The sequence below is a fragment of the Collinsella sp. AM12-1 genome (assembly GCF_003472325.1).
Lineage (GTDB): Bacteria > Actinomycetota > Coriobacteriia > Coriobacteriales > Coriobacteriaceae > Collinsella.
Genome location: NZ_QRLS01000002.1, coordinates 82475 through 107936 on the forward strand (window position 1 = coordinate 82475; position 25462 = coordinate 107936).

At 52.4% G+C, this 25462-nt stretch carries 20 protein-coding genes; 2 read left to right on the plus strand and 18 right to left on the minus strand.

Annotation, left to right across the window (positions count from 1 at the left end; translation table 11 throughout):
- Positions 1–466 precede the first annotated feature (466 nt).
- Entirely contained in the window at positions 467–1273 is an 807-nt protein-coding gene (locus tag DW136_RS01800; RefSeq protein WP_118065304.1) for an Abi family protein, read from the minus strand.
- A 254-nt stretch (positions 1274–1527) separates the two neighbouring features.
- On the opposite strand from DW136_RS01800, the gene DW136_RS01805 reads away from it, so the two are divergent.
- On the plus strand, positions 1528–1950 hold the full coding sequence (locus tag DW136_RS01805; protein WP_118288955.1) for a hypothetical protein: 423 nt from the start codon (positions 1528–1530) through the stop codon (positions 1948–1950).
- A 647-nt stretch (positions 1951–2597) separates the two neighbouring features.
- On the opposite strand, the gene DW136_RS01815 is transcribed toward DW136_RS01805, so the two are convergent.
- Together DW136_RS01815 and DW136_RS01820 are read right to left on the minus strand one after the other, a co-directional pair.
- Positions 2598–4415 carry a UvrD-helicase domain-containing protein gene (locus DW136_RS01815; RefSeq protein WP_233546512.1) on the minus strand — a complete coding sequence of 606 codons (1818 nt, stop codon included), beginning with the start codon at positions 4413–4415 and terminating at the stop codon, positions 2598–2600.
- Entirely contained in the window at positions 4409–6142 is a 1734-nt protein-coding gene (locus DW136_RS01820) for an ATP-dependent endonuclease (protein ID WP_118065298.1), read from the minus strand. Before DW136_RS01820 ends, DW136_RS01815 begins: the two co-directional genes overlap by 7 nt.
- Positions 6143–6434: 292 nt before the next feature.
- Here DW136_RS01820 and DW136_RS01825 point away from each other — a divergent pair, with 292 nt between their 5' ends.
- Complete coding sequence (locus DW136_RS01825; protein ID WP_118288957.1) at positions 6435–7694, plus strand: hypothetical protein; 1260 nt, start codon at positions 6435–6437, stop codon at positions 7692–7694.
- Positions 7695–8107: 413 nt separating this feature from the next.
- On the opposite strand, the gene DW136_RS01830 is transcribed toward DW136_RS01825, so the two are convergent.
- From DW136_RS01830 to thrS, 15 genes are all read right to left on the minus strand, one after another.
- Positions 8108–9175, minus strand: a complete 1068-nt coding sequence (locus DW136_RS01830) for a Coenzyme F420 hydrogenase/dehydrogenase, beta subunit C-terminal domain (protein ID WP_118288958.1) — start codon at positions 9173–9175, stop codon at positions 8108–8110.
- Entirely contained in the window at positions 9172–10287 is a 1116-nt protein-coding gene (locus DW136_RS01835) for a polysaccharide pyruvyl transferase family protein (RefSeq protein ID WP_158551520.1), read from the minus strand. The genes DW136_RS01830 and DW136_RS01835 overlap by 4 nt, the downstream gene beginning before the upstream one ends.
- Positions 10288–10300: 13 nt before the next feature.
- Positions 10301–10804: an acyltransferase gene (locus DW136_RS01840; RefSeq protein WP_117655074.1), complete on the minus strand. Its 504-nt coding sequence runs from the start codon at positions 10802–10804 to the stop codon at positions 10301–10303.
- Positions 10801–12066, minus strand: a complete 1266-nt coding sequence (locus tag DW136_RS01845; protein ID WP_118288959.1) for an oligosaccharide flippase family protein — start codon at positions 12064–12066, stop codon at positions 10801–10803. Before DW136_RS01845 ends, DW136_RS01840 begins: the two co-directional genes overlap by 4 nt.
- Positions 12066–13262 carry a glycosyltransferase gene (locus DW136_RS01850; RefSeq protein WP_118288960.1) on the minus strand — a complete coding sequence of 399 codons (1197 nt, stop codon included), beginning with the start codon at positions 13260–13262 and terminating at the stop codon, positions 12066–12068. The genes DW136_RS01845 and DW136_RS01850 overlap by 1 nt, the downstream gene beginning before the upstream one ends.
- Complete coding sequence (locus DW136_RS01855; protein WP_118288961.1) at positions 13259–14335, minus strand: EpsG family protein; 1077 nt, start codon at positions 14333–14335, stop codon at positions 13259–13261. Before DW136_RS01855 ends, DW136_RS01850 begins: the two co-directional genes overlap by 4 nt.
- A 7-nt stretch (positions 14336–14342) precedes the next feature.
- Positions 14343–15434, minus strand: coding sequence for a glycosyltransferase family 1 protein (locus tag DW136_RS01860; RefSeq protein ID WP_158551524.1), 1092 nt, complete (start codon positions 15432–15434; stop codon positions 14343–14345).
- Positions 15424–16743, minus strand: a complete 1320-nt coding sequence (locus tag DW136_RS01865; RefSeq protein ID WP_158571418.1) for a glycosyltransferase family 4 protein — start codon at positions 16741–16743, stop codon at positions 15424–15426. The genes DW136_RS01860 and DW136_RS01865 overlap by 11 nt, the downstream gene beginning before the upstream one ends.
- Before the next feature lie 19 nt (positions 16744–16762).
- On the minus strand, positions 16763–17692 hold the full coding sequence (locus DW136_RS01870) for a GDP-mannose 4,6-dehydratase (protein ID WP_117655080.1): 930 nt from the start codon (positions 17690–17692) through the stop codon (positions 16763–16765).
- Entirely contained in the window at positions 17692–18732 is a 1041-nt protein-coding gene (gene gmd / locus DW136_RS01875; protein ID WP_117655081.1) for a GDP-mannose 4,6-dehydratase, read from the minus strand. The genes DW136_RS01870 and gmd overlap by 1 nt, the downstream gene beginning before the upstream one ends.
- 24 nt (positions 18733–18756) lie before the next feature.
- Positions 18757–20106, minus strand: a complete 1350-nt coding sequence (locus DW136_RS01880; RefSeq protein WP_117655082.1) for a sugar phosphate nucleotidyltransferase — start codon at positions 20104–20106, stop codon at positions 18757–18759.
- Complete coding sequence (locus tag DW136_RS01885) at positions 20106–21770, minus strand: phospho-sugar mutase (protein ID WP_117655083.1); 1665 nt, start codon at positions 21768–21770, stop codon at positions 20106–20108. Before DW136_RS01885 ends, DW136_RS01880 begins: the two co-directional genes overlap by 1 nt.
- Positions 21771–21857: 87 nt before the next feature.
- A complete protein-coding gene (locus DW136_RS01890; RefSeq protein ID WP_233546513.1) occupies positions 21858–22619 on the minus strand; it encodes a sugar transferase in 762 nt (253 codons plus the stop codon).
- Between the two features lie 72 nt (positions 22620–22691).
- Complete coding sequence (locus DW136_RS01895; protein WP_118288964.1) at positions 22692–23282, minus strand: hypothetical protein; 591 nt, start codon at positions 23280–23282, stop codon at positions 22692–22694.
- A 326-nt stretch (positions 23283–23608) separates the two neighbouring features.
- Complete coding sequence (gene thrS, locus DW136_RS01900; RefSeq protein ID WP_055251577.1) at positions 23609–25372, minus strand: threonine--tRNA ligase; 1764 nt, start codon at positions 25370–25372, stop codon at positions 23609–23611.
- Positions 25373–25462: the final 90 nt, after the last annotated feature.

A 25462-nucleotide genomic window follows, 5' to 3' on the forward strand; every position in this document is an offset into this window, starting at 1 on the left:
AGGCGTACACACCAAAGAAGCGACAATCATCGACCGATCCGTCGCCAGCAGCAATAACGTGCGCGCCACCCAGCCGGGGCCCGAGACACCCGGCTCGTCGAAGGTCTGCCCCACAATGGTAAGGCTATCCACACCCGCGGCATAAGAAGGCCCGCCTAGCAAAACGCATAGGCAGGCCAGGCGAGTCTCGAAGAAGCGCGAGACGGCCTCATGCTGGAGCTGCCGCATCACGTATAGCCAACGAAGCGCGGGCGGGACGCCACCAATGGGCAACGTCCCGCCCGCTCTGCGCAATCTCATGCGCATCCAACTTGTAGAGTAAATTCATCGCTCGCGTCGATTACGACCCCAATATTTCCCTAGGAAACACACTCGATAAATCGTTAACACCCATAGCGAAAAGCACCTTTGCGCTGGCATCGTTGCTGAGCTCGTCGCTCAACTTAAGTGCATCAAGCAGTATATTTCATCGTAACATCTTATAGTCATCCTCAGTCAGCACTAGCTCAAGATCGCTTAAAACCCCTACTAGATTGACATCGTGAGACGGAGACACCCTGGCGCAGAATAGACGTTCGTCATGCGCACAGATATTTCGAAAATCTTTAATGTGATCGTATGCAAGTCTTAGCCTACGCGGGCTGATGCGCTTATCGACTTCATGCGTCTCGGAATAAAGATCAGAAAACGACTTGGCAATGGAATTTCTCATGCTTTCTGGCTGAAACTCATAGAACTTGAATGCCTGACCAAGCATCAAATAATTCATAAGAATCCATACCGGCGTATTGTCGTGATTATTCTCATAATGCCGAATGTAGTCCCTTTTATAATCGCTTTTCCATTTTTGAGACCTACACAGCACCTTCTCGAAATCACCAATAAGCATGTCGATCTTTTTTCGATAACCAGCATCGGCACGGTAGGATCTTCTATCCAGGTATGCCTCCGGGCTATCTTTATGGGCCATTGCGAAACGATAAGAACAGACGGTTTTAAGCACTGCTTCCGCCTTGTTAAAGTATTCAAACATGAGCAGACGCAATGAACGGTCAAATTCGAATAAACGATATATATCAGAAAACTTCGTACCTTTTACGAATAGCTCGTGGCAAGAATCTCCACGCTGGTCGAGAAACAAATCCTTGTAGCCGTTAATAACCGGATAGTATCCCTCGCGTTCCAAAACTAAACGAGTATTGTTATCGCATTCGAGTCCACGGCTTTCAAGAATAGCAATCTGCTCATCAATAGATTTAAATGGTTTATCCATTTGGGCCCCTTAAACGCGAAAACCGCCTTTCGGCGGTTCCCACGGACCAAGCCGGACGTACCGTCGCAAGGCCTCATCACAAGACTTACTTTAAGGGAGAACTCCGGGTCCGTCAATCCTATGCCGCCAATCCTCCAAATCAACCTTTGGACTCATTCTTTGGATAGCTGGCAGATTATAGCCATTAAATGGCACCATGTTGACATCAAGACAACAAAAGAAGCGCTGCAACAAATCGAATAGACAGGAGTGACATGCAAGCGATCGAAAAACTAAAGACCACCGATGATTTAGTTGAACACGGAGGCGGCATATGGAAGAAATGGCCCTGGAAGGACTCCGATCATTATGAATTAATGTCCGATCTCATCCTTAAGGCTAAATACAGCATTCAAGATTTCAATTCCACTATCGGCGGGGGCTTCTTGCCCAACCCAAAGGACACCGTTTATCTTGTGGCACTTGCTACTTGGATAAAAGATGCTTCTGGCAAATTAAAGGGAACTGTCTTCGAAAAGAGATCGAAAACGATTTTGAGTTCTCTAAACAAAGTGAACTCGACGACGCGAGCAAATATCTCCAAGTTGTTCGCTCGGCAGTTATTGCCCACCCCCTCAATTCAACTAGACATCAAGATTATGGTTTTGGATCAGAAGGAAGAATCTGCATTGACATAAGAGGGAAAAGCCTACTTGATTCCTTTCCTAAGGCAGTTATTTATCGCATCACACCAAAAGGATTTTCAAGAATCAACTGCGTGGGCGATAATGACATCGCATTGATGACATGTCGCAATATCCGCAGCGCCAAAGAACAAAAAGGCAAGCTGCACTTTGAAAGATGCTGCCTCGACATGCGAGACATACGCGATTCTGCCGAGCTTTACATTGACGCTATATACGAACTGGACCGCCACCTTGGTCGGATCAGGAGGAAGGATTTTATTAAATAGCCTCAGCTCATTAGCATAAGAGCCGATCGTTCGACCACTTCATCCTAGAAGAAACAGCCGTCACGGACAAAGACGTGCATAATACGACCCGTACCAACAATGAGCGAAGTCAACATGCGGCAGCGGGGCGAAACCGGACGTTAGCAAGAAGAAGGCGCGGGACTCATGTCGGCCCCGGTGCCTAGGCGCAATGCCACGGTGCTGCTTCGCAATATTCAACAGTGGCTAATTAAACAAACACCGCATCCTACCAAGACGCCAGTGCCCAAGCCGTTCTAGTCAAAGAGCAGCTTGGGCACACTCCATGAGACCATAGTAAGGGCCGCAACCGGACCTCGCGTCAGAAGCAGACACGCTCCATCCCACCGGCAATCACCCCTCCCCGTCCATGACCGTCCAGCTCACAGGCTCAATGCCCGGAAGAGACGTTAGGCAAGAGGGGCAGGCAACCTGATAGTTCCCGTAATTTGTTCTGCGCTGCATCGAAGCGGAGACGTATACCGCTTTGCGGGCGCGAGTGACGCCGACGTACAGCAGGCCTATTTCCTCAATAAGCCCATCTGGCATTTTCTTCGCATCAGCAATCTGGCAACCTCGCGCAGAACGTAAGCATATACCAGCATTTTCGCAACGAGAGCAAATCCCTCCAGGCCAATCGAAACGCGTAACGCCCGGAATGAAAACGGTGTCCCACTCGAGCCCCTTAGCGGAGTGAACGGTCATCATGGAGATGCCCACATCAAGGTAATCGGAGAAACGTCGCAGGGAGCCCTCGGAAAAGATACTAACGATATAGTCGAAGCGCTCCGAAGGTCCCATCGCGACGCAGTCATTTTTAAGGTGTTTCCGCAGCGCTCCTAGAAGCATGGCATAGGACCGCCCATACTCGAACCTCTTGGAGCCAGTCAGCAGTTCATCAGAGATGGAGTCGATTATTTTGTCCGCAGCAGACCGGCTGACGCCCTTTTCTCCAGACACTGCATCGGTAATCCTGGATAAAGCAAACGCATTGAATTCGATGAACCCCCGACTTGTATCCGAGAAGAGTCCGTTGAAGTAAGAGATACCTTCTTTAGCAAGCTCTTCCATAATGAGATCGGCAAGGGCACCACGCTTACGAACAAGAATCGCAATCCTCCCGCCACTGCTTTGAGCGAGCGCCGTAACCTTGGAAACGATGGCAGTCGCTTCGTCTTGCTGAGTAGAGCCAACAAATATGGGAAGTCGGGGCGTACCGCCGGCAATGGTGCCCTTCATGTTGGAGCGAATCGCAGCACCGAGCTCTCCGACGATAGATCTCCCAGAAAACCTATGGTTATACTCGAGTTCCAACGGCGTTAGACGCAGGTCGGTAGTGGCCTTTGCCTTTAAGCCTTCCATTGCACCAATAAAACCATAAACACGCTGAATGGGGTCGCCGAACATGCAGATCCCCGACTCATCAGAAATCAGACCCCTTAGGAAGACATAGCACAACGCGTTCGTGTCCTGCGCCTCGTCGACAAGCACGACAGGATATGCTGCCGACAGATAGGACCTTAACTTGGGAAAATGAGCGAGCAATTCAATTGCAAGGGAAATCATTGCGGAGTATGGCAAGAGACCGTTCGATGCAAACCTTTCCTTGATGATCCTATTAAAGGAAAACATCACACGCCTCAAGTCCATTTCCTGACCGTTTCTCATGAAGCGGAGGAAGTCGTCAACGGCATTCTTTCCATCCCAGGTCAGCCTGCCACCTCGCGAAACCAGCTCGCTAACGGCGCTGTTGTCATCAACCATAGAGAGCTCGCCAACGTTCACTGGGAGCGAGAGCGATTTCCAGTATCTGCGTAGCAGAGCCCAAGCAAAGCCGCGGAAGTTGGTCGCCATGACGCTGTCCTCAAAACGCTTGGCCACGGGACCAGGAAGTGCCGACATAGTGATGCCCAAATCCATACGCATCCTCCGCGCGGCGGCAACGCTAAAGGTCAGGGCCAAAATCCTTTTTGGCGGATGGACTTCGCCAGATGCCAGCAGCCAGCAAGCCCGCCCAGTCATCACCGTGGTCTTCCCGTAGCCTGCCGGCGCCTCCACGAACACCCTCTTTGATGGCGAGAAAATCGCGGAGCACTGCGATGCATCCCCACCACAGCGCGCCTCAATCTCGGCTCTAACACTATCCCGCAGGTCAGTCTGACTCATCAGCATTCGAGCCCCACGGCCTTGCGAATAATACTTTTGTAACATGTGGGAACGCCATTAGCACCAAGAGCCTCCGCGAGGGCGACGCCAGACACGACGCCCTTGTTCGATGAAAGCCATGCATACATAAGCGCACGTGATTTGGGCGTGTCTGCGAATAACCCGTCAAACTCCGATCCCCGGAAATCGTATTCAGGGTCCCGCAAGTTAACGCCGTAGACAGCACAGGCGCTTTTCAAAGCTTTACTATTCCCCTTGATGCAAGTTGCCCTCTGAAAAGGATCAATCGACTCAAGAAGCGCAATAAACGCACCCTGGTTATCGCTAGCGAAGAACGAGTCAACGACCTCACCTTCGAAATCCCGTTCGGTTGTCGTTATATGGTCTTCAGAAGTTTCTTGCAGCTCATCCTCATCTCTGTCGACAATTGAATAATTTGGAATCTCGAACTTGCCCAGAAGTTCACAGAGTGGTTTAACGTTCTTTTTCCCGCCGGCCCTGATAGGCACAACTCCATAATCATCCAGATCCATCCCAAGGTTGCGAGCGAACACCGGAATGGCTCCAGACTCTGTCTGCCCCTCAAAAGCCAAAACCGACCGCGCGAAAAAGGCCTCTCGTATCGACTCAAAGTTCAGCATAAGATGCTTTTCAACCTTGTCGGACAGGTCAATATCCCTACCGCATATGACCTTCGGCGAATTTTCGCCCTGCCCGAATCGCACAATGTTCTTATAGCCGCGAGCCAGAATGTTAGGCGAATGCGTCACCATGATCAGCTGAGCTTTGATTGAATCAATTCCGAAATAGTCCTTTAGAAGAGCATTGAATCTATCATCCTTCCCTTCGCAAATCCTATGCAAGCTCTTCGAGAGACGCCTCTGCATATACGGGTGAAGGTGGGCTTCGGGTTCGTCATAAGCCAGAACGGCATGCAGCACGCGTCTGTCATCATCATCTGAGCAAAGGCTCTCTTGAAGGCGTTTAGGCGAAAGACGCATAATGCTCTCGATTATCGAGAGCGAGGCAATAGCGAGGTACTGCAAGCCTACCCCTGCCTTTTTAAAATGAACGCCCCTCTTGTCAAGCAAGGTAACCAAACTTCCAAGCGTTCCGCCATCCGATGAATCGACGCCAGGCCTCACACCATATGATGACAGGATCGGGACGTCGCCGACGATTTCGCCGAGATCTGCAACCAGACCTTCGAGCTCGCTCCCATCCAGAAAATCGGAGACCTCTTTACCCTCCTTATCTAGATAAAGAGCGATACCTTTGGAGAGAACTTTACCGACACCTCGGGTACCATCAAACGCCAGGTCTCCCCTATTAAAGGATGCAGTCGAGTACCTGAACATGTGAACGGATCGCATCAGAGAGGGTGGAATACTTTCTCCGCTCCCTTCGGCCTTAAATTCAATTCGAGAATCCGGGTCGTCAGCAAAAGCGCAGATGGTAATAGTGTTTCCGGTCGTAGGATCGATGTCGAGCCCCGTTATTCCGATCTCGTCCTCGTCCAACTTTAAAGTTACTAGAGCCCCTGCGCGCTTTTCAATGTCAGCGAAATCCTCTTCGCTAATCGTCGCTTGATTGAAAATTGTATTGAGCAAGTCAAGCACATTCGTTTTGCCGAGGTTGTTCTCGCCGACAATATAGCTCACGTCCTCGTCAAAACTAATCGACACTCCATCGAGATTCCGATAGTTCTCAATCCTCAGTTTAGAGATCCTCATGCGTCCTCCCGACCTTTATGGTTTTATGGCTTCCAACAATCTAGCACGCCTCGTGTTGTACTGAACTTGAGGCACAGCCACTTCGAGAGGCTTGTAAATCAAAAGCGTAGTCCTAAGAAGGTTGTTTGCATGCACCAAGCCGTCTCCTAAGGCTCCCCCTCCCCCAACATTCCCCAGAAAGTTCGCTGATGTTGACTGGGGTTCCCGTAAAATAAACCCAACAAAATATGTGCGGAGTGCTGGCCTGGAGCTGCCTTCGGACCCTATTGGCTGCTCACCGAGAGGCTCCGCTATGAAACGACCTATTTACTACCTGCTCTGCGCGATCGCGTGCACGTCCATGGTCAGCTCGACGATGCCCATGGCAGCCGTCGCGGAAGCCATCCAGCCTCAGGCAGCCGCCGAGCAGCAAGCGCAAGCCGACGCCACGAGCAGCGACACAGGCAAGGCCGAAGACGGCACCAACACAAATACGACAGCAGATACCGCAGAGGACAGCACCGCAACATCCACCGGCACCAGCGCCGTCAACACGGAAAGCGCCGACGGCACCGCCGCCGCAACCGGCACCGCCGCCGCAACCGGCACCCCCGCCCCATCCCTTCGTGCCCAAACCAACGGCACGCCCGAGGCAATCTCCACCACGTCACAAGCCGGCTACGCCCACTCCGCCACCGCAACCCAAAACGGCGTCACCTTCACCGTCTCCTGGAACGACGCCCCCGCGGGCACCGCGACGACCTTCCACGTAACCCAGGCCAACGGCTCGTCCCAGGCCAAGGCGCGCATGGACGTGCCCACCTATTGGGACGGCGGCAGCCAGGAAAGCGTCTGCGACCCGTCGCGCCCGGCATGGGCCAGCTACTACAGCCTGGGCACCGCGGGCCACGACTTTACCTTTGACTTCACGGCGTCGGGCACGTACCGCATCTACTTCTACTTTATGGACAACGACAGAAACGACCCCCAAAACGACAAGGGGATCTACTACCTGCGCACCACGGCGGAGGTGACCGTAAACGACGCCGCCCGCCCGAGCGTCACGCAGATCGTCAACGACGCCGTGGACCTGTGCAGGCAACAAACAAACGGCTCGGAATACAACATGGCGCTGTGGTTCCACGACTGGACGCTCGACCAGCTGGAGTACGACCACAGCCTCAACTGGTGCTCGGCCGAAAGCGGCCTCACGCGCCACCAGGGCACCTGCGAGAGCTACCAGCGCATCTACTCCAAGCTCCTTGACGCCGCGGGCATCGCCAACGGCCGCATCACCGGCAACGGCCACACCTGGAACGCCGTAAAGATCGACGGCAAATGGTGCCAGATGGACCTAACCTGGGACGACACCAGCGACAACTGGTACGGAGACCTGGAGCAACGCCTTACCGTTGCGCGTGCGGTCTACTCCGGCTCCCCCGTGCTTCTGCTCGATAAATGTACAGCGGCCCTCGACCCCAAGACCGAGCGAGAAATGCTGGATCGCATGCGAAATCTCGGCCGTACCGTCATCATCGTCACGCATCGTACTGCTGCGATTTCACGGAGGTGAAGGACAGCCTTGTGCTGAAGTCACTAACAACCGCATAGGAGGCCACAGAGACAGATAGTTAGTTGATAGGAAGGCCAGACACAATGTTCAGGCCGAAGCCAGCTGAGACAATGGGCGCAGACACGACACAGCCTAGACCGTCTTCAACGCGCACACCATAAAGGACTAGTACCCGAGGCTTGGTGGCGAAGATTAAACGGATTCGGCCATAGACGGGATTGCAGGCAAGGTCGATACGGACGAGGCAATCATACGGCAACACCACAATCCTGCCATCAGCAAAAGGCACCGAGTCCATGGCGGTCTCAGTGCCTAAGCGTCAAATTAACGGTATCGTTTCGTGCTATTCAGCAGCGCGCAAACGAAGAAATACTCACAGGATATCCAGCCATCCCAAAGTGACCGTATACATATTATCGCCTTAGCGTGTATAGAAAGCGTACAGCCTTCCACGGAAGAAGACGACGAATCCTCGCCGTAACACTCAACCGCGGCTTAAGAAGCACCCCAAATGCCTTATCGTAATCTCCTTCGGCAACTGCTTTCTCTACTTCTTTGGCAAGTTGTTCTTGCTCTTCAGATCGCTTGGTCGGTCCAGCCAGATTGCCATTCCGCGCAATCACATTCTCAACAGTTGAATCAATCCATTCACATTTATCAATGCAATAATCATTGAAAAACTCATTCGCCTCTATCGAATTAATAAGCACTGCTGAGACTCCGCGCTCATCGTAGAAATCCGGATGGCAATCCTCAATTCCCCAAAAGTCACCGACTGTAAAGTCTCCGGCACGCTCTATTCGAGCAAAGGGGCAACTATAGCAACATTTACGATATATAATGCCCTTTGCAAACGCAGAGTAGTAGGGGTCATCGCTTGCCTGCCCAAGCTTCTCATACCGTTTACCAGATCGGTAGTAGTAGTAGTAGTAGTAGTAGAGCCCCCATCCCATTAGCTTATTTCTAAACTCATAGCCGTGGATGCCGTCATCCGTCCGCTCAATTGCTGAAAGCCAGCTGATGTACGCTTTGAAAATCTCTTGTCCAGGGGTGCCGTGACAAATCAAGTCGACACAGACAAGGGAGCCCGGCAGATTGGTTACATTTCTTTTTTTCAAATAGGACCTCAGCGCCGCAATCTGACAGGGCGTGCCGGAATACAGGACATCCACGCCTCTGCTCAGGTAGTCATAGCATTCTCCATAGGTATCCGCTACATCGCTGCGAACGTATTTCGAACCTTGCAAAGCGCGCAATTCTGAAACGTTCTTTGCACAGACGTGCTCAACCCTACCAGATTTAAGAAGAGCCGCACCAAACACAACTCCCCCCCTGTTGAGCATTGCATGCGCAAGAACGACAAAAGCGCCGCCAGAGGCGGAAGAGGCAATACTCGCGTCATCAGTATTACGAAGCGCGATAACTCGTAATGGCGCATTAAGCAATGAAGCGAACGAGGAGGATTCGGAACGGGTATTCATCGGCCACCAACCCCCGTCAATGAAACGGCCTTCTTAAGAAACTTGTCAGTATCACATCTCGCGGCAGCCAGCTTTTCCGCTACGCCATCATAAACAACGTCTTCTAAAAGCAGACGGTCTCTCGATTCCACAGAAAGCCACCTATCTCGAAGGCCGCATATACCCAAAAGATTGTCAATTCGAGTATTAAAATTGCCTCTGCAATAAACCGCAAAGTTACGTTCCAACATCGTAGAGAATGCAGTCACATGAAAAGAGTCAGTAATGACCATGCTGGCACCCTTAATAAGACCGACAAGCTCCTCGACTTCTGGAATAAAAACAGGGGAACCGCCCTCGCGTACCTGATCATAGCGAAGGCAAACGCGCCTCAACTTAAGTCCACGGCTCCTCGCAAATTCAGAAGCAAAGCCGTCGATCACACGGTCAGGATGCAAGCGATAAAGAAGTACGTAGCCTTCTTCACCGACAAGTTTTTCATCGGCGAAATCGGACCAGAATTCTTTCCCCATTGCAAGTGTTGGATCGAGAACGCGCTGCGCTTTAATCCCAAGGCTCGCGAGCAAGTCAACGGCGCTCTGCTCGCGAACAGAAATCATGTCATAGCGACTGAGCTTGTCAGCTAAATAACTCGCTTCACTATCATCAACGCTCGTATTCCCGATGCTTGCCGCATAAGAAAACTTAGGCTTATCGTTCGGAACGAAGTCGAGATAGTAGGCTGGCAGAATACCCCCATTGAGCGTAGAATTCCAAGTTTGATCGCTACCGGTGCAATAAGCATCCGCAACAGGAAGATCCTCAAGCAGCTCATCATTAGAAAGATATCTCTTGTGTGTCAGACTGATACGACGGTCAAGAAAGCCGTTGAACACTGTTTCCCATCTTTTGACCGTCGGATACAGTATGGGTCGCGCAATAATATTTAGTGGGAAAGAATGATTGTTAGCATGTAGCGACAATAGATTCTCATCAAGATTGTCGGCTCGCCAATAATCGATGACTTCGACCTCACACCCAAGCTGCCTCAGCTTTTCCTGAGTAGCAAATGTCTGAAGTACTGAACCGTAGTTTTTTACAGCATGTAATGTAATAACATCAATTTTAGGCACAATACGCGTCCCTTCAATTTGTACGGATTATCGGAGCGATGTTCAGGTCACGACTCTGCGTCACGATACTGTCAGGGGGAATATCTCTTGCAACGACAACATTTGCCCCCACAACGCAGCCATCTCCAATCGTCACTCCCTTGAGCACAACAACGTTGGTGCCCAGCCAGCAGTTATCCCCAATTTTGATAGAAGCACTTTTGTATCCCTGTTCTGCCAGCCGAGAAAAACCAGAAAAACGGTGATTATGATCGTAGACAGTCACGTTTTCGCCAAATAAACAGTTTCTGCCAATCTCTATCCTTTTCATACAGTTGAGAGAACAACCGTTATTAAAAAAGGTGCCGTCACCAACAACCAACGAACCTTCGGGGCCCAGCCTCAGCCTCATAACGTCACGTGAGGAAACACAGTCCCCGAACTCAACTCGCCCAGGATACTCAAGACTCCAAATAGCAATTCGAATCTTTGTCTGGAGTGAATTCTTTAGATTTCTAAGTCTAATTAATATATTCATTTAGACCCCCTTTTAATGGGATCGCTTCCAAGCAGATTGTATTTACAGACATAAATGGCCCTAAATGCAAGTAAAACAAACTCACAGAAACAACGAAGCGTTGCAACCGCGACAATGCCGAAGGCTCCAATTATATAAAGAGCCCCGAGGCCAAGAAGAAGCAATACGGTTGCAGTCAATGAAGTTCGAGTCATCTCTTCAACATAGCCTGCTGCACCAAGCAGAGGCCAACCAAGAAGAATGACAGGAAAACCAAAGAAGAATAGAGGGGCAAGACAAGCAATAACGTATGAACCCGCCACATAATCAATGCCTCCCAGAAGAAGCATGATCTGGTCAGAAAGGAAGAAGACCACTGCAGCGATAAGCAGTGCGACTGGGGTCGCCAGCATCAACATCCTTCTCGCGAGCTTTTGGTCATATTCATTAATCATATGTGGGTAAAGAGCGTTGGTCAGAGGCGTATAGAGCGCGTTTACGGCATTTGCAACAGTCATACCAAGGCTCCAATAAGAAACTACCGCAGAATCGGAAATCCAAAGCCCCACAGCGATTGTCGTCGCAGAAGACATAATGGTCCCTGAAACATTTGACAAGAAATAAAGAGCAGATCCTTTAATGGAAGCCCAAATAGACTGCAGGCTTGGCATTCCGATGACCAGTCCGAAATCTCGTGAAAGTGAGGCAAAAGATAGGACAAGCGCAACAAATGCGGAAATGACATCAAGCAAACCGACAAGCCAAAGGTCATTTGGGCCCTTAACGAGAGCAAACGTGAGTACAGTCGCAAGAAGCTTTGAAATGACATAGCGTGAAGTCAAAATACCAAGTTTTTCATATGCCATAAAAATAAAATCCGGCATGAGAACAGAAAAACAGATGCTCAGATAGCACAGAAAAGTAAACGGAATGTTTTCGCCCATAAGTGGAATTGCGACACACATACCGAAGATGATTGGGAAACCGATGATCTGAAGCACTAGCTTTGAAGCCAGAATGCTACCAATTGTCTTTTCAACGCGTTCCACATCATCTTTAAATCCGGCAACAAGTTTAGCGCCATGAAGGTTAAAGCCAAACTCAAGAAGCAACTGGGCAAAAGACATCACAGCCAAAACATAGGCACGTACAGCATATCCCTCAACACCGAGAACTCTGGTCAAATAGGGCAAAGTTACAAAAGGAAGGATGTACTTTGCAAGTTGCAAGGCATATTGCGCTGCGGAATTTTTCAAGAAGGTTTTTCGATGCTCGTTAACCATTATTCTCCATCTTTGAATTCAGTCCCAAATAAAGAGCCCAGGTAAACCTGAGGATCGTTTTCTCGTCTGACGCGCTTAACTCCGCTCTTGGACCAGGATTCCCATATCACCCGATTAATAATGAGACACTCGTTTAGCACTTTCGTGATGGCTGGCACGGACAAGGGGTTGAATAAGATCCCGTCCTTTCCAATCAGCTCTGGTATGCCTCCTCGATTAGAACCCAAGCAAACAGTACCGCAGGCAAGAGCCTCAAGAACAGTGGTCGGATAGTTCTCGATCCAGAGGGAAGGAGCAATAAGATACTTTGCCTTGACAATTTCCTCCAAAGTTTCCTCGCGAGATAGTTTGCCAAGAACGTTGATTCCGTTCGCATCCTCCAGTAGAGAGGTAAATGTCTCCTCGTAATCCCTCTCAACAGATCCAATAATCCGAAGGCGCCATCCTGCCCGAGCTAAGTCAGAGGATTTCCATGCTTTGATAAGATTCGTACAGCCTTTTCGTTCTGCAACGGCGCCAACATAAACAATGACATCATCGCGTTCACTAAACGACAGACACGACACCTGTGGCGCTTTAAAGGGATTGCGAACGCAGTCCGCAGCGATGTTGTTCGCAGCACAGGTCTTAACCAAGAACTCACTGGGCGACACCAGCCTATCGAATGCATGGCGTCGAGCAGAGTTTATCCTATTCATTAACAATCGCTTTAGCTTATCTTGAAAGTTAAGACAGCATTTATCGCCGAAACAATTCTCAGCGCAATAACCCGAGCATACTGATCCATCATCGTGAATGCACCACGACCTTGGACAGACCACACCATAGTCATGCAAAGTCTGCAGGCTAGTAACTGATGGATGCCTAGCACGATATGCACTAATAGCACTGCAAATAGAAAGCATACTGTTAACCGCGTTATGCACATGGATAACCTCAGGCTGAAAATCCTCAATGAGTTGTAGAAGATCACTCCTAAGCGCGCTGTCGCCAAACAGGCGAATACGCAGTTTCCAAGCGCTCCCCCCGTCAATGGGATAGTTATGATGATCTGGGAATTCAGACTTAATGAAATTAGGGTCAAATGTAATTGTTCTTACATCAAAACCAGCATTCAAACAAAGCTGGACTTCATCCCTAAAGACATTTTCGGCACCACCGCATTCATATAGCTCATTAGCGATAAGAAGCCTCATAAGTGACGACCACCATCTTCAATCAAAATACACCTATACTCAGCGACTCCATTACTATCACCGCTAAAATAAGTGTCATAAACCAGGCGCGATCCAAGAATAAGTGACAAAAAGACTGCAAGACCCAGCGATAGCAACTGTGTTTTGCAATACATACACAGGATTGGAATTAAAACGATATAAGCAACGGTGAAATACAAATCAAAACGCTCTGCATTGGGAATTGCAGCTGAACAAGATGCTGAAAAAAGAGCAAAAATTGCGGCGTTTATCAAAACACGATATCTTGAATCAAAATCAGGACTCTTACACTGAAGAAAGAGAGTTATCGATGCAACGAGAAGCGTAACAAAAAATTCAACGTAATAAATACGATTCTTAAAGTAACTGCTAGCGAAATAATCACCGCGACCGAATACGTTCGCAACAGTCTTAAGAAAAGAGGGCGCCACAAACCCAAGCGCAAATAAAATTACGGAAAGAAAGAGAACGGTTACTTGCGAATACTTTCTTCTAAATAAGAAATATAGTGGAAAATAAACAAGCGCAGTGAAGTGCAAGCTGGCCGCAAGTGAAATTAATACAAAGTAACGTGCTGGTTCTCTACTTGCAGCAAAACGAATCGCAAAAGCAACAATCGCAAGAGCAGCTGCTTGTCGAATGCCACTCAACGAAAAGAGCCATACCTGACTTAAAAAAAGCAATAAAAACGAAAATGCAACGTTATTAGTCCATTCAAGTATAAACTTATACATAAAATAATGAAAAATCAAAGCCATGATTGCAAAAACCCAGAAAGAGCTTCCGTGAAAGAAGCCCACGAGAAAATTGATTGCAAGATAGCCAGGTTCGAATCTAGAATAATTCCATGAGCGTCCATGAAGCACTGACTGATAACCATAGTCATAGACCCAGAGGTAGTCCGTACCAATGCCATAGCGAAACACAGATACAAGTAATATAGGGAGTACGGGTAGCCATAAAAGAAGATTGTTGCTGCTAGATCTTCTATTACGACAAAAAAGCATAGACAAAAAAATAGATAGAGCAAATGCCCCGCAGTAAACAGGCATAAAGTACCTACCTAACTGAATCAATGTTAATAAGATTCATATACTGTTCGGCAATCGCATCCCAGTTAAAGTCAGGCAAATATCTTTCTGCAATCTCAGAGAGCTTATTTCGATCAACGTCGCCATTGACGACATCGATCATGCGCCCGATTAACGAATCCTCATCTTTTAAATCAAAGAACAGCCCATAATCTCTGGAGATCTCGCGATTGATCGGGATATCACTCAAGATAATAGGAAGCCCAACACTCATGCACTCAATCTGGGCAAATCCAAATCCCTCATAGACAGTCGGGAAAACAAAAGCCGCAGCTTCGTTATAAAGCCTATTCAAATCTGAATCACTTACGTATCCGGTGAAGAGGATATCGTTGCCATATTTTGACTCACGCGCTTTGGCGATGAATTCTTCACCGCCGTAACCGAGACGTCCAGCAAAAACCATTTTGTAGTCTTTCGCAAGCTCATGTTCTTTGAGCTTAAGGAACGCATCGAGAACAAGCCCGACGTTCTTCCGCTTTTCAATCGTACTTACGAACAGAAAGAACTTCTGAGGTGTAAGCAAAGATAGAGTTGCATTTTCATAGGGGTCAGGACAAAAATCTTTATGGATGCCTTCATAGAGACCAAGCCAAGTGTAGGCAATCTTTGATGAGTAGCCCGGAAAGAAATCAGCTATCTCCTTCTTTACCGATTCGGAAATCGTAAGAACAAGATCGGATTTCTTCACGCTATTGCGTATCATCGCTCGATTGTAATAACGATACGCCGTGGGAAGAGTATCGGGATGAAGGAACGAGACCATATCTGGAATGCAGCAAACGACCTTGCAGGGAAGCCTTCTATACGGTATGGCATAATTTGTAAATAAGACAGCATCATACTTTCCGGCAAGCTGATAAAACTCGCCGGAATTAACGTATTTAAGGTAGTCAAATCTATTTGACTTACGACTGGAACTCGCCGGCTTCCACGAAATTAGATCGACGTCGATATCATCACGCCTCGAAAGCGCCTCATAGAGATACTGGCTGTATTTCCCGATTCCAGTCCCAAGGGAAATCTGCATTCCATCATCAATCAATAGCTTAAGCGACATTTGCATCCCCCTTCGCATCTTCAGAACTCTCAAACCCCAAGTAGCTGAAGTTTTCAAGAGACTTTTGCCAGTCGAATATTTCAATCGCCTTCCGACGAGCAGATGAGGCCAAACGTATAGCAAGGTCCTTATCATCAAGAAGCCTTCGTACCGCAGAGGCTTGTCCCGTAGCGCCATCGACAACAAAAGCATCAACGCAATCAATAAGGCCAATACCTTCATTACCGATAGCGTTCGTTACTATGGGCACGCCAATTGCCATTGCTTCAAGAATCTTTGTCTTGATTCCGGTTCCGTATGCAATGGGTGCCAAGAAGACACTTGTAGATCGAAGGGCAGCACGAGTATCTTCAACCCTACCTAAAAACCTGATCTGATTGTTACTCTTAAACTCGTCAATAAGGTCTTCGCTGGCAGTTCCGACAACCTCAAGCATCACATCAGGCCCTATAAGCGGAAGCACCTCATCTGCGATATAACGAAGGGAATCCGCATTCGCAGCCGCGCGCATATCACCAAGGAACGAAACAACACCAGGTCGGGGAGAAGGCTCTGGGCCGGACGTGTAGAACGGGCAATCTACGCCCAAAGGAACTGCAATGATATTGCTATTACCTGTTTCAGCAGTCAGTCGCTCCGCCTCAACTGGAGAGACGAGAACAACGTAATCAAATTGTTTGGGAGCATCATGTTCCAGCCTGCGCATGCGAGCAGATTCAGTTCCAAGAACAAACTTCTGAAGCGTGGAATTAGACGCAAGTTTCGCCACCCCGCCCTTAAAGTTGGCAGTGTACTTGCCAGCAACACCGCCAGTTTTATTAAGTGTGTTCAGACTATTAAGTTGCCGTTGGTAACGTACGGAAAACGAATCCTCCATGTACAGCACTTTTTTACAAGGTAGGTCCGAAATGGCATCAATATATGGAGAAAGTCGAGGTAAATCAATGAAAACGTGAGAGGGCTTCAGCTTAACCGTAAGGTCCCTAAGTTGTTTAGCTACTGCTTTGGACTTGAATAGGGCACACTGAATAGGCCCCCCGCAAACACCCTTTGCAAGAGCCGTTGTAAGATTTTTCACAATCGTTTTCTTGTCAGGTTTATTGGCAAGCGCAACACTTGAAATAAAATCGGGGCGCGACAAAACCGACTGCTCGTCTTGGCCTGCTTCCAAGAATGAGAGGACATGGACATCGCAATCATACTCTGAAACGAGCCCCTTACAATAATTTGTCAAAACAACCTTATGCCCATCGTTGGCAGGCCAAAAAAATCGATCCGTAAAGAAAAGGACTTTTTTCCTTTTTGTCATCTTCCTATTTCCAATCTCATTAGGCAACAACGAAACCGTCGTACATTTCTCGCAGCGTATCCTCGATCTTCCTTTTTGGTTTCCAGCCCAACTCCTCATTGATTTTTGAATAATCACAGCAAATGCTCGCTGTGTCATTCGGTCGAATAAGAGCGGTATCGATTTCAACCTCAATAGGTTGACGACAAAAGCTTTTGATGGTTTCCAACAAGTCGCACAGAGGTAGCGCACGCCCACTTCCGACGTTATATACCTCACCAGCACGTCCGCTTTCCATAATCAGACGATATGCGCGCACAACATCACGGACATCACTAAAATCTCGCGCCACGCTAATATTTCCCACAGTCACCCTGCCGGGTTTAGCTGATTTCTCGATTTCGGCAGCCTGTCTACACCAGCTTGGGAGAACAAACGCCGGGTTTTGCCCAGGGCCAGTATGGTTAAATGAACGCGTGAGACAAACCCCGAGACCAAATTCTTTTGCATAGAGTGCAGCAAAACATTCCTGGGTAGCTTTGGATATTCCGTAAGGATTATTGGCAATCGTAGAATCGCTCTCACAAAGTGGTCCGTCTTTGGGCGCGTACTCCTCCGATGATCCGACAAGCAGCACACGCACACTAGTTTCCTGAGCGCGCGCCGCCTCCATGATATTCAGAGCACCTTCAACGTTTATACGCATTGTAAGCGCAGGGGCTCTCCAGCTCTGCCCCACAGAACTTATAGCAGCGAGGTTTACGATGTAGTCGGCGTTAGACTCGGATACGAGGGACAAAACGCCTCTCGCATCCGAAAGGTCACAGGGATAATATGCAGAAACTTCCGAAATTATACATTTTTCATGCAAATCAGAGCCTATGACCTTATAGCCCGCAGAAACAAGTTCGTGAACAAGAAAAGTGCCCACAAACCCGTTAACGCCGAAGATGAGAACGCGCCTCCCCATTAGGCCAGCTTCGCTTCTCGCTCGGCGATCTCAAGATCGTGCTCTACCATGATGCGACAAAGCTCCTCGCAGCTGGTCTTTTGGGGGTCCCAACCCAGGACCGTCTTTGCCTTAATAGGATCGCCCCACAGGTTGACGACATCGGTCGGGCGATAGAAGTCGGGATTGACACAGACGAGCATCTTGCCGCTCGCCTTGTCATAGCCCTTCTCCTCCAAGCCCTCGCCCTCCCAGCGGAGGTCGATGCCGGCGTGCTTAAAGGACCACTCCGTGAACTCGCGCACGGAGTGCTGCACACCCGTGGCAATAACGTAGTCATCGGGCTCATCCTGCTGCATGATGAGCCACATGCACTCCACGTAGTCCTTCGCATATCCCCAATCGCGGAGGGAGTCTAGGTTGCCGAGCTCAAGATGGTCCTGGAGTCCCTTGGCGATACGGGCGGCCGCTAGAGTAATTTTGCGTGTTACGAAGTTCTCGCCACGGCGCTCGGACTCGTGATTGAAGAGGATTCCGTTGACCGCAAACATGCCGTAGGCCTCGCGGTACTCCTTCATCATCCAAAAGCCGTACTGCTTGGCGACCGCATACGGGCTGTACGGATGGAAAGGGGTGTTCTCGTTCTGGGGAACCTCTTCGACCTTACCATACAGCTCGCTCGTCGAAGCTTGGTAAATCCTGCAGGACTGATCCATGCCCAGCATATGGACAGCTTCAAGGATGCGCAGCACGCCCAATGCGTCGCAGTCACCGGTGTACTCGGCCGCGTCAAATGAAACACCAACATGGGACTGGGCGGCGAGGTTATAAATCTCGTCAGGACGAACTTCGCCCACAATTCGAATAATGGAGCTAGAGTCCGTTAAGTCACCATCATGAAGGATGATGGAGCCTTCTGATAGCAGATGATCAATCCTGTTCGTGGTGTGAACCGAGGAGCGACGGACAATTCCGTGCACCTCATAGCCCTTGTCCAAAAGCAACTCGGCAAGATAGCTGCCATCTTGACCAGTAATGCCAGTGATAAGTGCCTTCTTCATCTCAAAATCCCTTTCAACTGTGAACTAATTCCAAAAAGCGCCTAAACGCTCAATGTCCTCTTTAACAAGCGTCTCGCCGTGCTGGACCTCGATTACATGCAGGTCCCCACAAAGTGCCCGCGCAGAATGCGGCGTGGTCGCGGGAATCTGAACGACGGAGCCCGCGCGCACCTGCTGCACCAGACCGTCCAACACAACCTCGCCAGTGCCGGAGATGACTGTCCAGACCTCTCCGCGGTTCATATGGCGCTGGTAGTCGAGCTGGCCACCCTCACGGATGATCAGCTCCTTGGTCAGTGCCTTGGCCCCGTCGGGGAAGACACTGCTGTCAATGACGCGGTACTCGCCCCAGGAGCGCTGCTCGTACATGGGGCGGCTCTCCGCGACGGCGTTGACCTCAGACTTGATGTTGGCCGACGCCTCCTTGCCGGAGACGAGAATGCCGTCGGGCGTCGCTACGACAACCGAATCGGAGATGCCTGCGACGACCATCGGAAAACCGGTCTCATTGATAACGTGAACGTTCTTGCACGTCTTAGAATCGACCACGACGCGGCCGGAGGTGTACTCCGCCATCTCGTCGGTTAGCGTGTTCCAGGTGCCCAGGTCCTTCCACTCGCCCGCGTAGGAGACCGCGCCGATGGACGACGCCCTCTCCACGACCTCGTAGTCGAAGGAGTTCTTGGGCAGCTCCGCATAGCGGGAGCGGAACTCATCGAAGATGCCGCAGGACAGGTACCTGGCGGTGAGGCCGGTGAGCCAGCCGAGCCTGAACGCGAACACGCCGCAGTTCCAGAGGGCCCCTTGGGAGATGAGTTCCCGTGCGGTCCCCTCGTCGGGCTTCTCGGTGAAGCGCTCGACTCGGCGGGGCCAGCCCTCACCCGTCGCAGGCACGATGTAGCCGTACTTGCCGCTGGGGTAGGTGGGCTCCACGCCCATGAGGACGAGCTCGGCGAAATCCGACTGGACGGCCTCGTCGAGCTTGACGACGCTGTCGTAGTACGCCTGGTCCGCGTAGCTGTCGATGGGCATGACGATGACGGTGTCGCCCTCGCCGGCACCCTGCTCGAGCGCGAGATGCGCACACGCGAGCATGATGGCCGGGGCGGTGTCGCGGCGCTCAGGCTCGAGCACCAGCGCGTAGCCGCCCTCCACCTGGCGGCGGATGGACTCCTCCTGGCTCGCGCAGGTGGCGATGGTTATATCGATGTCGGCGTCGACGGCGCCGATCTGTCCGAAGACGCGCTGGACCATGGAGACGTGGTTGCCGTCCGCATCGCGCAGAACCTTGAGGAACTGCTTGGAGCGGGTGCTGTTGGAGAGCGGCCACAGGCGCGTGCCCGAGCCGCCGGAGAGCAGGACGAGGTGGATCATTATCGGGTTCCTCCCAAGATTGACTTGGCGTCCGCGACCAGCGCGGCGAGCTTGGCCTCGGACTCGGAGCGGTCGGCGCCCTTCGCGAACACGTAGGCCTTGGCCTTGGGCTCGGTGCCGCTGGGACGGAACAGGACGCGCGAGCCGTCGGCGAGCCTGAACTCGAGGACGTCCGCCTCGGGAAGGCGCTGGGGCTCGTCGGACGGGTTGACGACGGGCATCGGCGCGCCCTGGGCGTAGTCGATGCGCTCCGCGACGGCGGTGGCGCCGATCTGCGCCGGAGCGTGATCTCGAAGACCGGACATCATCGCGGACATGTCGGACGCGCCCTCGGGTCCCTCGTATGCCTGACCGAGCAGAGCGCTCGACCAGTAGCCGTATTCCTCATAGAGGCGCTCCATGGCCTCGTAGAGGTCCATCCCCCTCTTCTTCCAGTGGGCAGCGAGCTCGCAGATGAGCATGGAGGCGACCACGGCGTCCTTATCGCGCACGGAGGTGCCCGCGAGATAACCGTAGGACTCCTCGAAGCCCATGAGGAAGTCGTCCTCGCGCCCCTCGGACTCCAGCACGCCGACCTGCTCGCCGATGAACTTGAAGCCGGTGAGCGTGCGGCGCAGCTCGAGGCCGCGGGCACGCGCGACGTCGTCTGCCATGGGCGCGGAGACGATGGTGGTGCAGGCGACCTCGCGACCCATGTCCGCATCGGACCCGTCCGCCTTGGAGGCGAGGAAGTCGAGCAGGAGCAAGCCCACCTCGTTGCCGGTGAGCAGCCTGTATTCCCCGGCATGCGGAACGGCGATGCCGACGCGGTCGGTATCCGGGTCGGTCGCCAGGAGCAGGTCGGGCTTCACCCTGTCGCAGTACTCAAGCCCGAGTTTCAGCGCCTCGCGCACCTCGGGGTTGGGATACGAGCAGGTCGTGAAGTCGCCGTCGTGCACGCACTGCTCGTCGACGGTCACAACATCGGCCACGCCGATTCCCTCGAGCACTCGGGACACGCACTCCAGGCCGACGCCGTGGAGCGGGGTGTAGACGATGCGGAGCGCCGAGCAGTCCTCGCCCGTGGAGACCTCGAGCGTCTCCTCTATGTAACGGTCAAGAACTCTCTCGGGAACCCACTGCACCAGCCCCTCATCCAGAGCTCTATCGAACGCCATCGCTTTTACGCCATCGAAGCAGTCGACGGGGTCGATGGCCGCCTGGATGGCCTCCGCCGCCTCGACGGTAATCTGGCAGCCGTCGGCGCCGTAGACCTTATAGCCGTTGTATGCCGCGGGGTTGTGCGAAGCGGTGATGTTGACGCCGGCCGAGCAATTCAACTCGCGGACGGCGAAACTCAATGCGGGCGTGGGCTCGACGCGCTCAAACAGATAGGATTTAATGCCGTTGCCTGCGAGCACCTCAGCCACCCGACGCACAAACTCCTCGGAACCGTGACGCGTATCCCGGCAAAGCGCAACAGACGGCCTATCAAAAGAGTTATTCAAGTAATCGGCAAGACCTTGCGTGGCCTTACCGACGGTATAGACATTAAGCCGGTTGGGACCGAGTCCGAGCTTGCCGCGTAGGCCGCCGGTGCCGAAAGACAACTCGCGAAAGAAAGAGTCCTTAATGTCGTTTTCGGATAGACCCTGCAAGTCTTCACAATGATTGCAGCATTCCATCCATCGCTGATACTTTTCGAAGATTTCCGTATTCAACAAAACAATCTACTTTCAAAATAGCCGAACATTCAATTGGCAGCAGAATGACTAGCTCGCTCCGCCACCGGTAAACACCTCAACAACAGTGAGAAGAACGATCTTGAGATCGGTAATGACGCCGCGCTTGGCGATGTACTCAAGGTCGCGGCGAACCATCCCGTCAAAATCAGTGTCATTGCGATCGGTCACCTGCCACCAGCCGGTGATGCCTGGCTTCACGGCCAGGCGCTGCAGGTCGTACTCGGTGTACTGCTCAACCTCGCGCGGCAGCGGCGGGCGCGGGCCCACCACGCTCATCTGGCCCAGGAACACGTTGAGGAACTGCGAGAACTCGTCGATGGAGTGCTTACGTATGAACTTGCCGATCTTCGTGACGCGGGGATCCTCCCTCATCTTGAACATGGCGCCGGCGATCTCGTTTTGTTCCTTGAGCTCGGCGAGGCGCTCGTCGGCGTCCTTGTACATGCTTCGGAACTTCCACATGCGGAAGGTGGACAGGCTGCCGTCGGGGCGGGTCTGCCCCACTCGGATCTGGCTGTAGAAGGGGTTGCCCTCGCTCTCCAGGCGGATGGCCGCGGCGAGCACAAGGCTGGGTACGGCTATGACGGCCAGCACGCAGCCGCTGAACACGATGTCAAAGGCGCGCTTAACGGCGCGGTAGGCCAGGCGCGAACGATCCCAGTCCATGATGGACTGCATGGCCTTGTAGCGACCAGCGCCCTCGCGCCGGTCCATGGCCTGCGCAATCAGCGCGGCCCCCGCAGGCGCATTATTCTCTGTTACTTCTTTAGCAGCCACAATAAAACTCACGTTCCTGTCCCCAGGAACCCCCCCCCATCTATGAATCCAAAAACCAAGTAATTTGCCGGTGCAACGTCTCCCTTACGTTTTGATGGGAACGTCGAGCGGAAGCACTTCCCTAAAGCTGGAATCGCCTTCGCCTACGTCCACCAAGCACCAGCGTTTACGACGGTCGATCTTGTGCACACGGGCCTCTTGCCCCACCAAGGGCCCCTGTTCTATGTGCAGCACACCGTCTTCTATGCGCGCCACGCTGTTGCGCACCACGTCGTCGTCGTCGAGCACGCTGCGGTACCAGTCCTGTGCATCGTCCGGCATGGGCGCATAGGCCCGCTCCCTGCTGCCAGCAATGCGGCAGCCAAAACTCAACTGGGCCAAAGCCCTATCGAGCGCAGCGGCATCGTGCGTGGCGACGAAGAAGTATTCCTTGTACATGGGTTTGGTTTGGAGCGACCATGCGCCGTCCCGCTTAAACCAGAACTCCTTTTGCATCACAAAAGCGTTCTGCATCAGCTCGTGTGGGATAATACGGCGCACCTTTTCGCAGGTCTCGCGCTCTTTGCCGTTGGGGGTGTGGACCAGATACCAGCGGACGCGGCCGTGCTGGCTGTTGGTGGTGGCGCCGTTAAATGCGCCCGGCAGCCTCTCTTGGCGCCGTGCCGTCTGTTCCATGTTCTCGCCCCCTCTTTTGGATTTGCGATGCACGCAAATGCAAGGGCGTTTAGAACAGGCTTCTCGCTCGCAGCTAGGCGCAGTCGCAAAAGTACAGGTTTTTGTAGAGGCGTATGGAGATGTGTCCGTTCGCGCTGCAATTTGTGTAATCTGGGAAAACGTGAGCAGTTTGCTCGTATAATGAGCAACGTCGAAAGATACAAAAACCTGTACCTTTTTGCACAACAAAAAAAGCCGCCCTAACCAGCGGCTTTTCTTCTATAGATAACAAAAAAGGCGACCGCCCGCGAGGACGATCGCCTTTGTTAATTCTTGTATGGTTTGTGCTAGGCGCGAGTCTTGATCTCCTCGGTCACCTTGGCAACAAACTCGTCAACGCTCATCTGAACGGTCTCGTTGGAGCGATCGCGGACGGAAATGTTGCCGGCCTCGACCTCCTTCTCGCCCAGGATGAGCATGTAGGGCACGCGGTCGATGCTGCGGGCCTCGCGGATCTTGTAGCCGATCTTCTCGTCGCGGTCGTCGCAGACCACGCGAATGCCGGCCTCCTCCAGCTTGGCGCACACCTCGTGGGCGTAGTCGCGGCTCTTCTCGGAAACCGGAAGTGCCTTGACCTGCACGGGAGCCAGCCAGGTGGGGAACTTGCCCGCAAAGTGCTCGATCAGAATACCGATGAAGCGCTCGATGGAGCCAAAGCAAACGCGATGCAGCATGATGGGGCGCTTCTTGGTGCCGTCGGCGTCCACGTACTCCAGATCAAAGTTGAGCGGCATCTGGAAGTCGAGCTGGACGGTACCGCACTGCCAGGTACGGCCGAGCGAATCCTCCAGGTGGAAGTCGATCTTGGGGCCGTAGAAGGCGCCGTCGCCCTCGTTGACCTCGTAGTCCATGCCCAGCTTCTCCAGAGCGGTGCGCAGGCCCTCCTCGGCGCGTGCCCAGTCCTCGTCCGAGCCCATGGAGTCCTCGGGGCGGGTGGAAAGCTCAACGTGGTACTTAAAGCCAAACTTCTGGTACACGGAGTCGATGAGGTTGACCACGCCCACGATCTCATCGGTCAGCTGGTCGGGGCGCACAAACAGGTGGGCATCGTCCTGGTTAAAGCAGCGCACGCGGAACAGGCCGTGCAGGGCGCCGCGCAGCTCGTGGCGGTGCACCAGGCCAATCTCGCCGGCGCGGATGGGCAGCTCACGGTAGGAGTGAGGCTTGGAGGCGTACACCAGCACGCCGCCCGGGCAGTTCATGGGCTTAATGCAGTACTCTTCGTCGTCGATGACGGTGGAGTACATATTGTCCTTGTAGTGGTCCCAGTGGCCCGAGGTCTTCCACAGCTGCTTGTTCATGATGAGCGGCGTGGAGATCTCCACGTAGCCGGCCTTGTGGTGAATCTCACGCCAGTAGTCCAGCAGCGTATTCTTAAGGATCATGCCGTTGGGCAGGAAGAACGGGAAGCCGGGAGCCTCATCGCGCATCATAAAGAGGTCCATCTCGCGGCCGATCTTGCGGTGGTCGCGCTTCTTGGCCTCCTCCAGCATGTGCATGTGCTCGTCGAGCTCTTCCTTGGTGGCAAAGGCGACGCCGTTGATGCGGGTGAGCATCTTGTTGTCCTTGTCGCCCTTCCAGTAGGCGCCCGAGACGCCGGTGAGCTTAAAGGCCTTTAGGGCCTTGGTGTAGCAGATGTGGGGGCCGACGCACATGTCGATGTAGTCGCCCTGCTGGTAGAAGGTGATGCGGGCGTCGTCGTCCAGGTCGCCGATGTGCTCGACCTTGTACTTCTCGCCGCGCTCCTCCATAAGGGCGATGGCCTCGGCGCGGGGCTTCTCGTACACGGAGAACTTGAGGTTCTCCTTGACGATTTTCTTCATCTCGGCCTCGATCGCGGGGAAGTCGTCCTCGCTGATCTTGACGCCCTCGGGCAGGTCGACGTCGTAGTAGAAGCCGTTGTCGGTCGCGGGGCCGTAGGCAAAGTCGGCCTCGGGGTACAGGCGCTTGATGGCCTGCGCCATGATGTGCGCGGCGGAGTGGCGGATGACGTGCGTGACCTCGTCCTGCGGGAGCTCGGCCACCGAACCGTCATTGTAGAGTGCCTTCATGGGTATGTTTTCTCCTCTCGGATGCCTGATGCAAGTGCGTGCGATGCGCTCGGCGTTTTAACTTGCATCATTATAGGCAGGTTGCCTTGG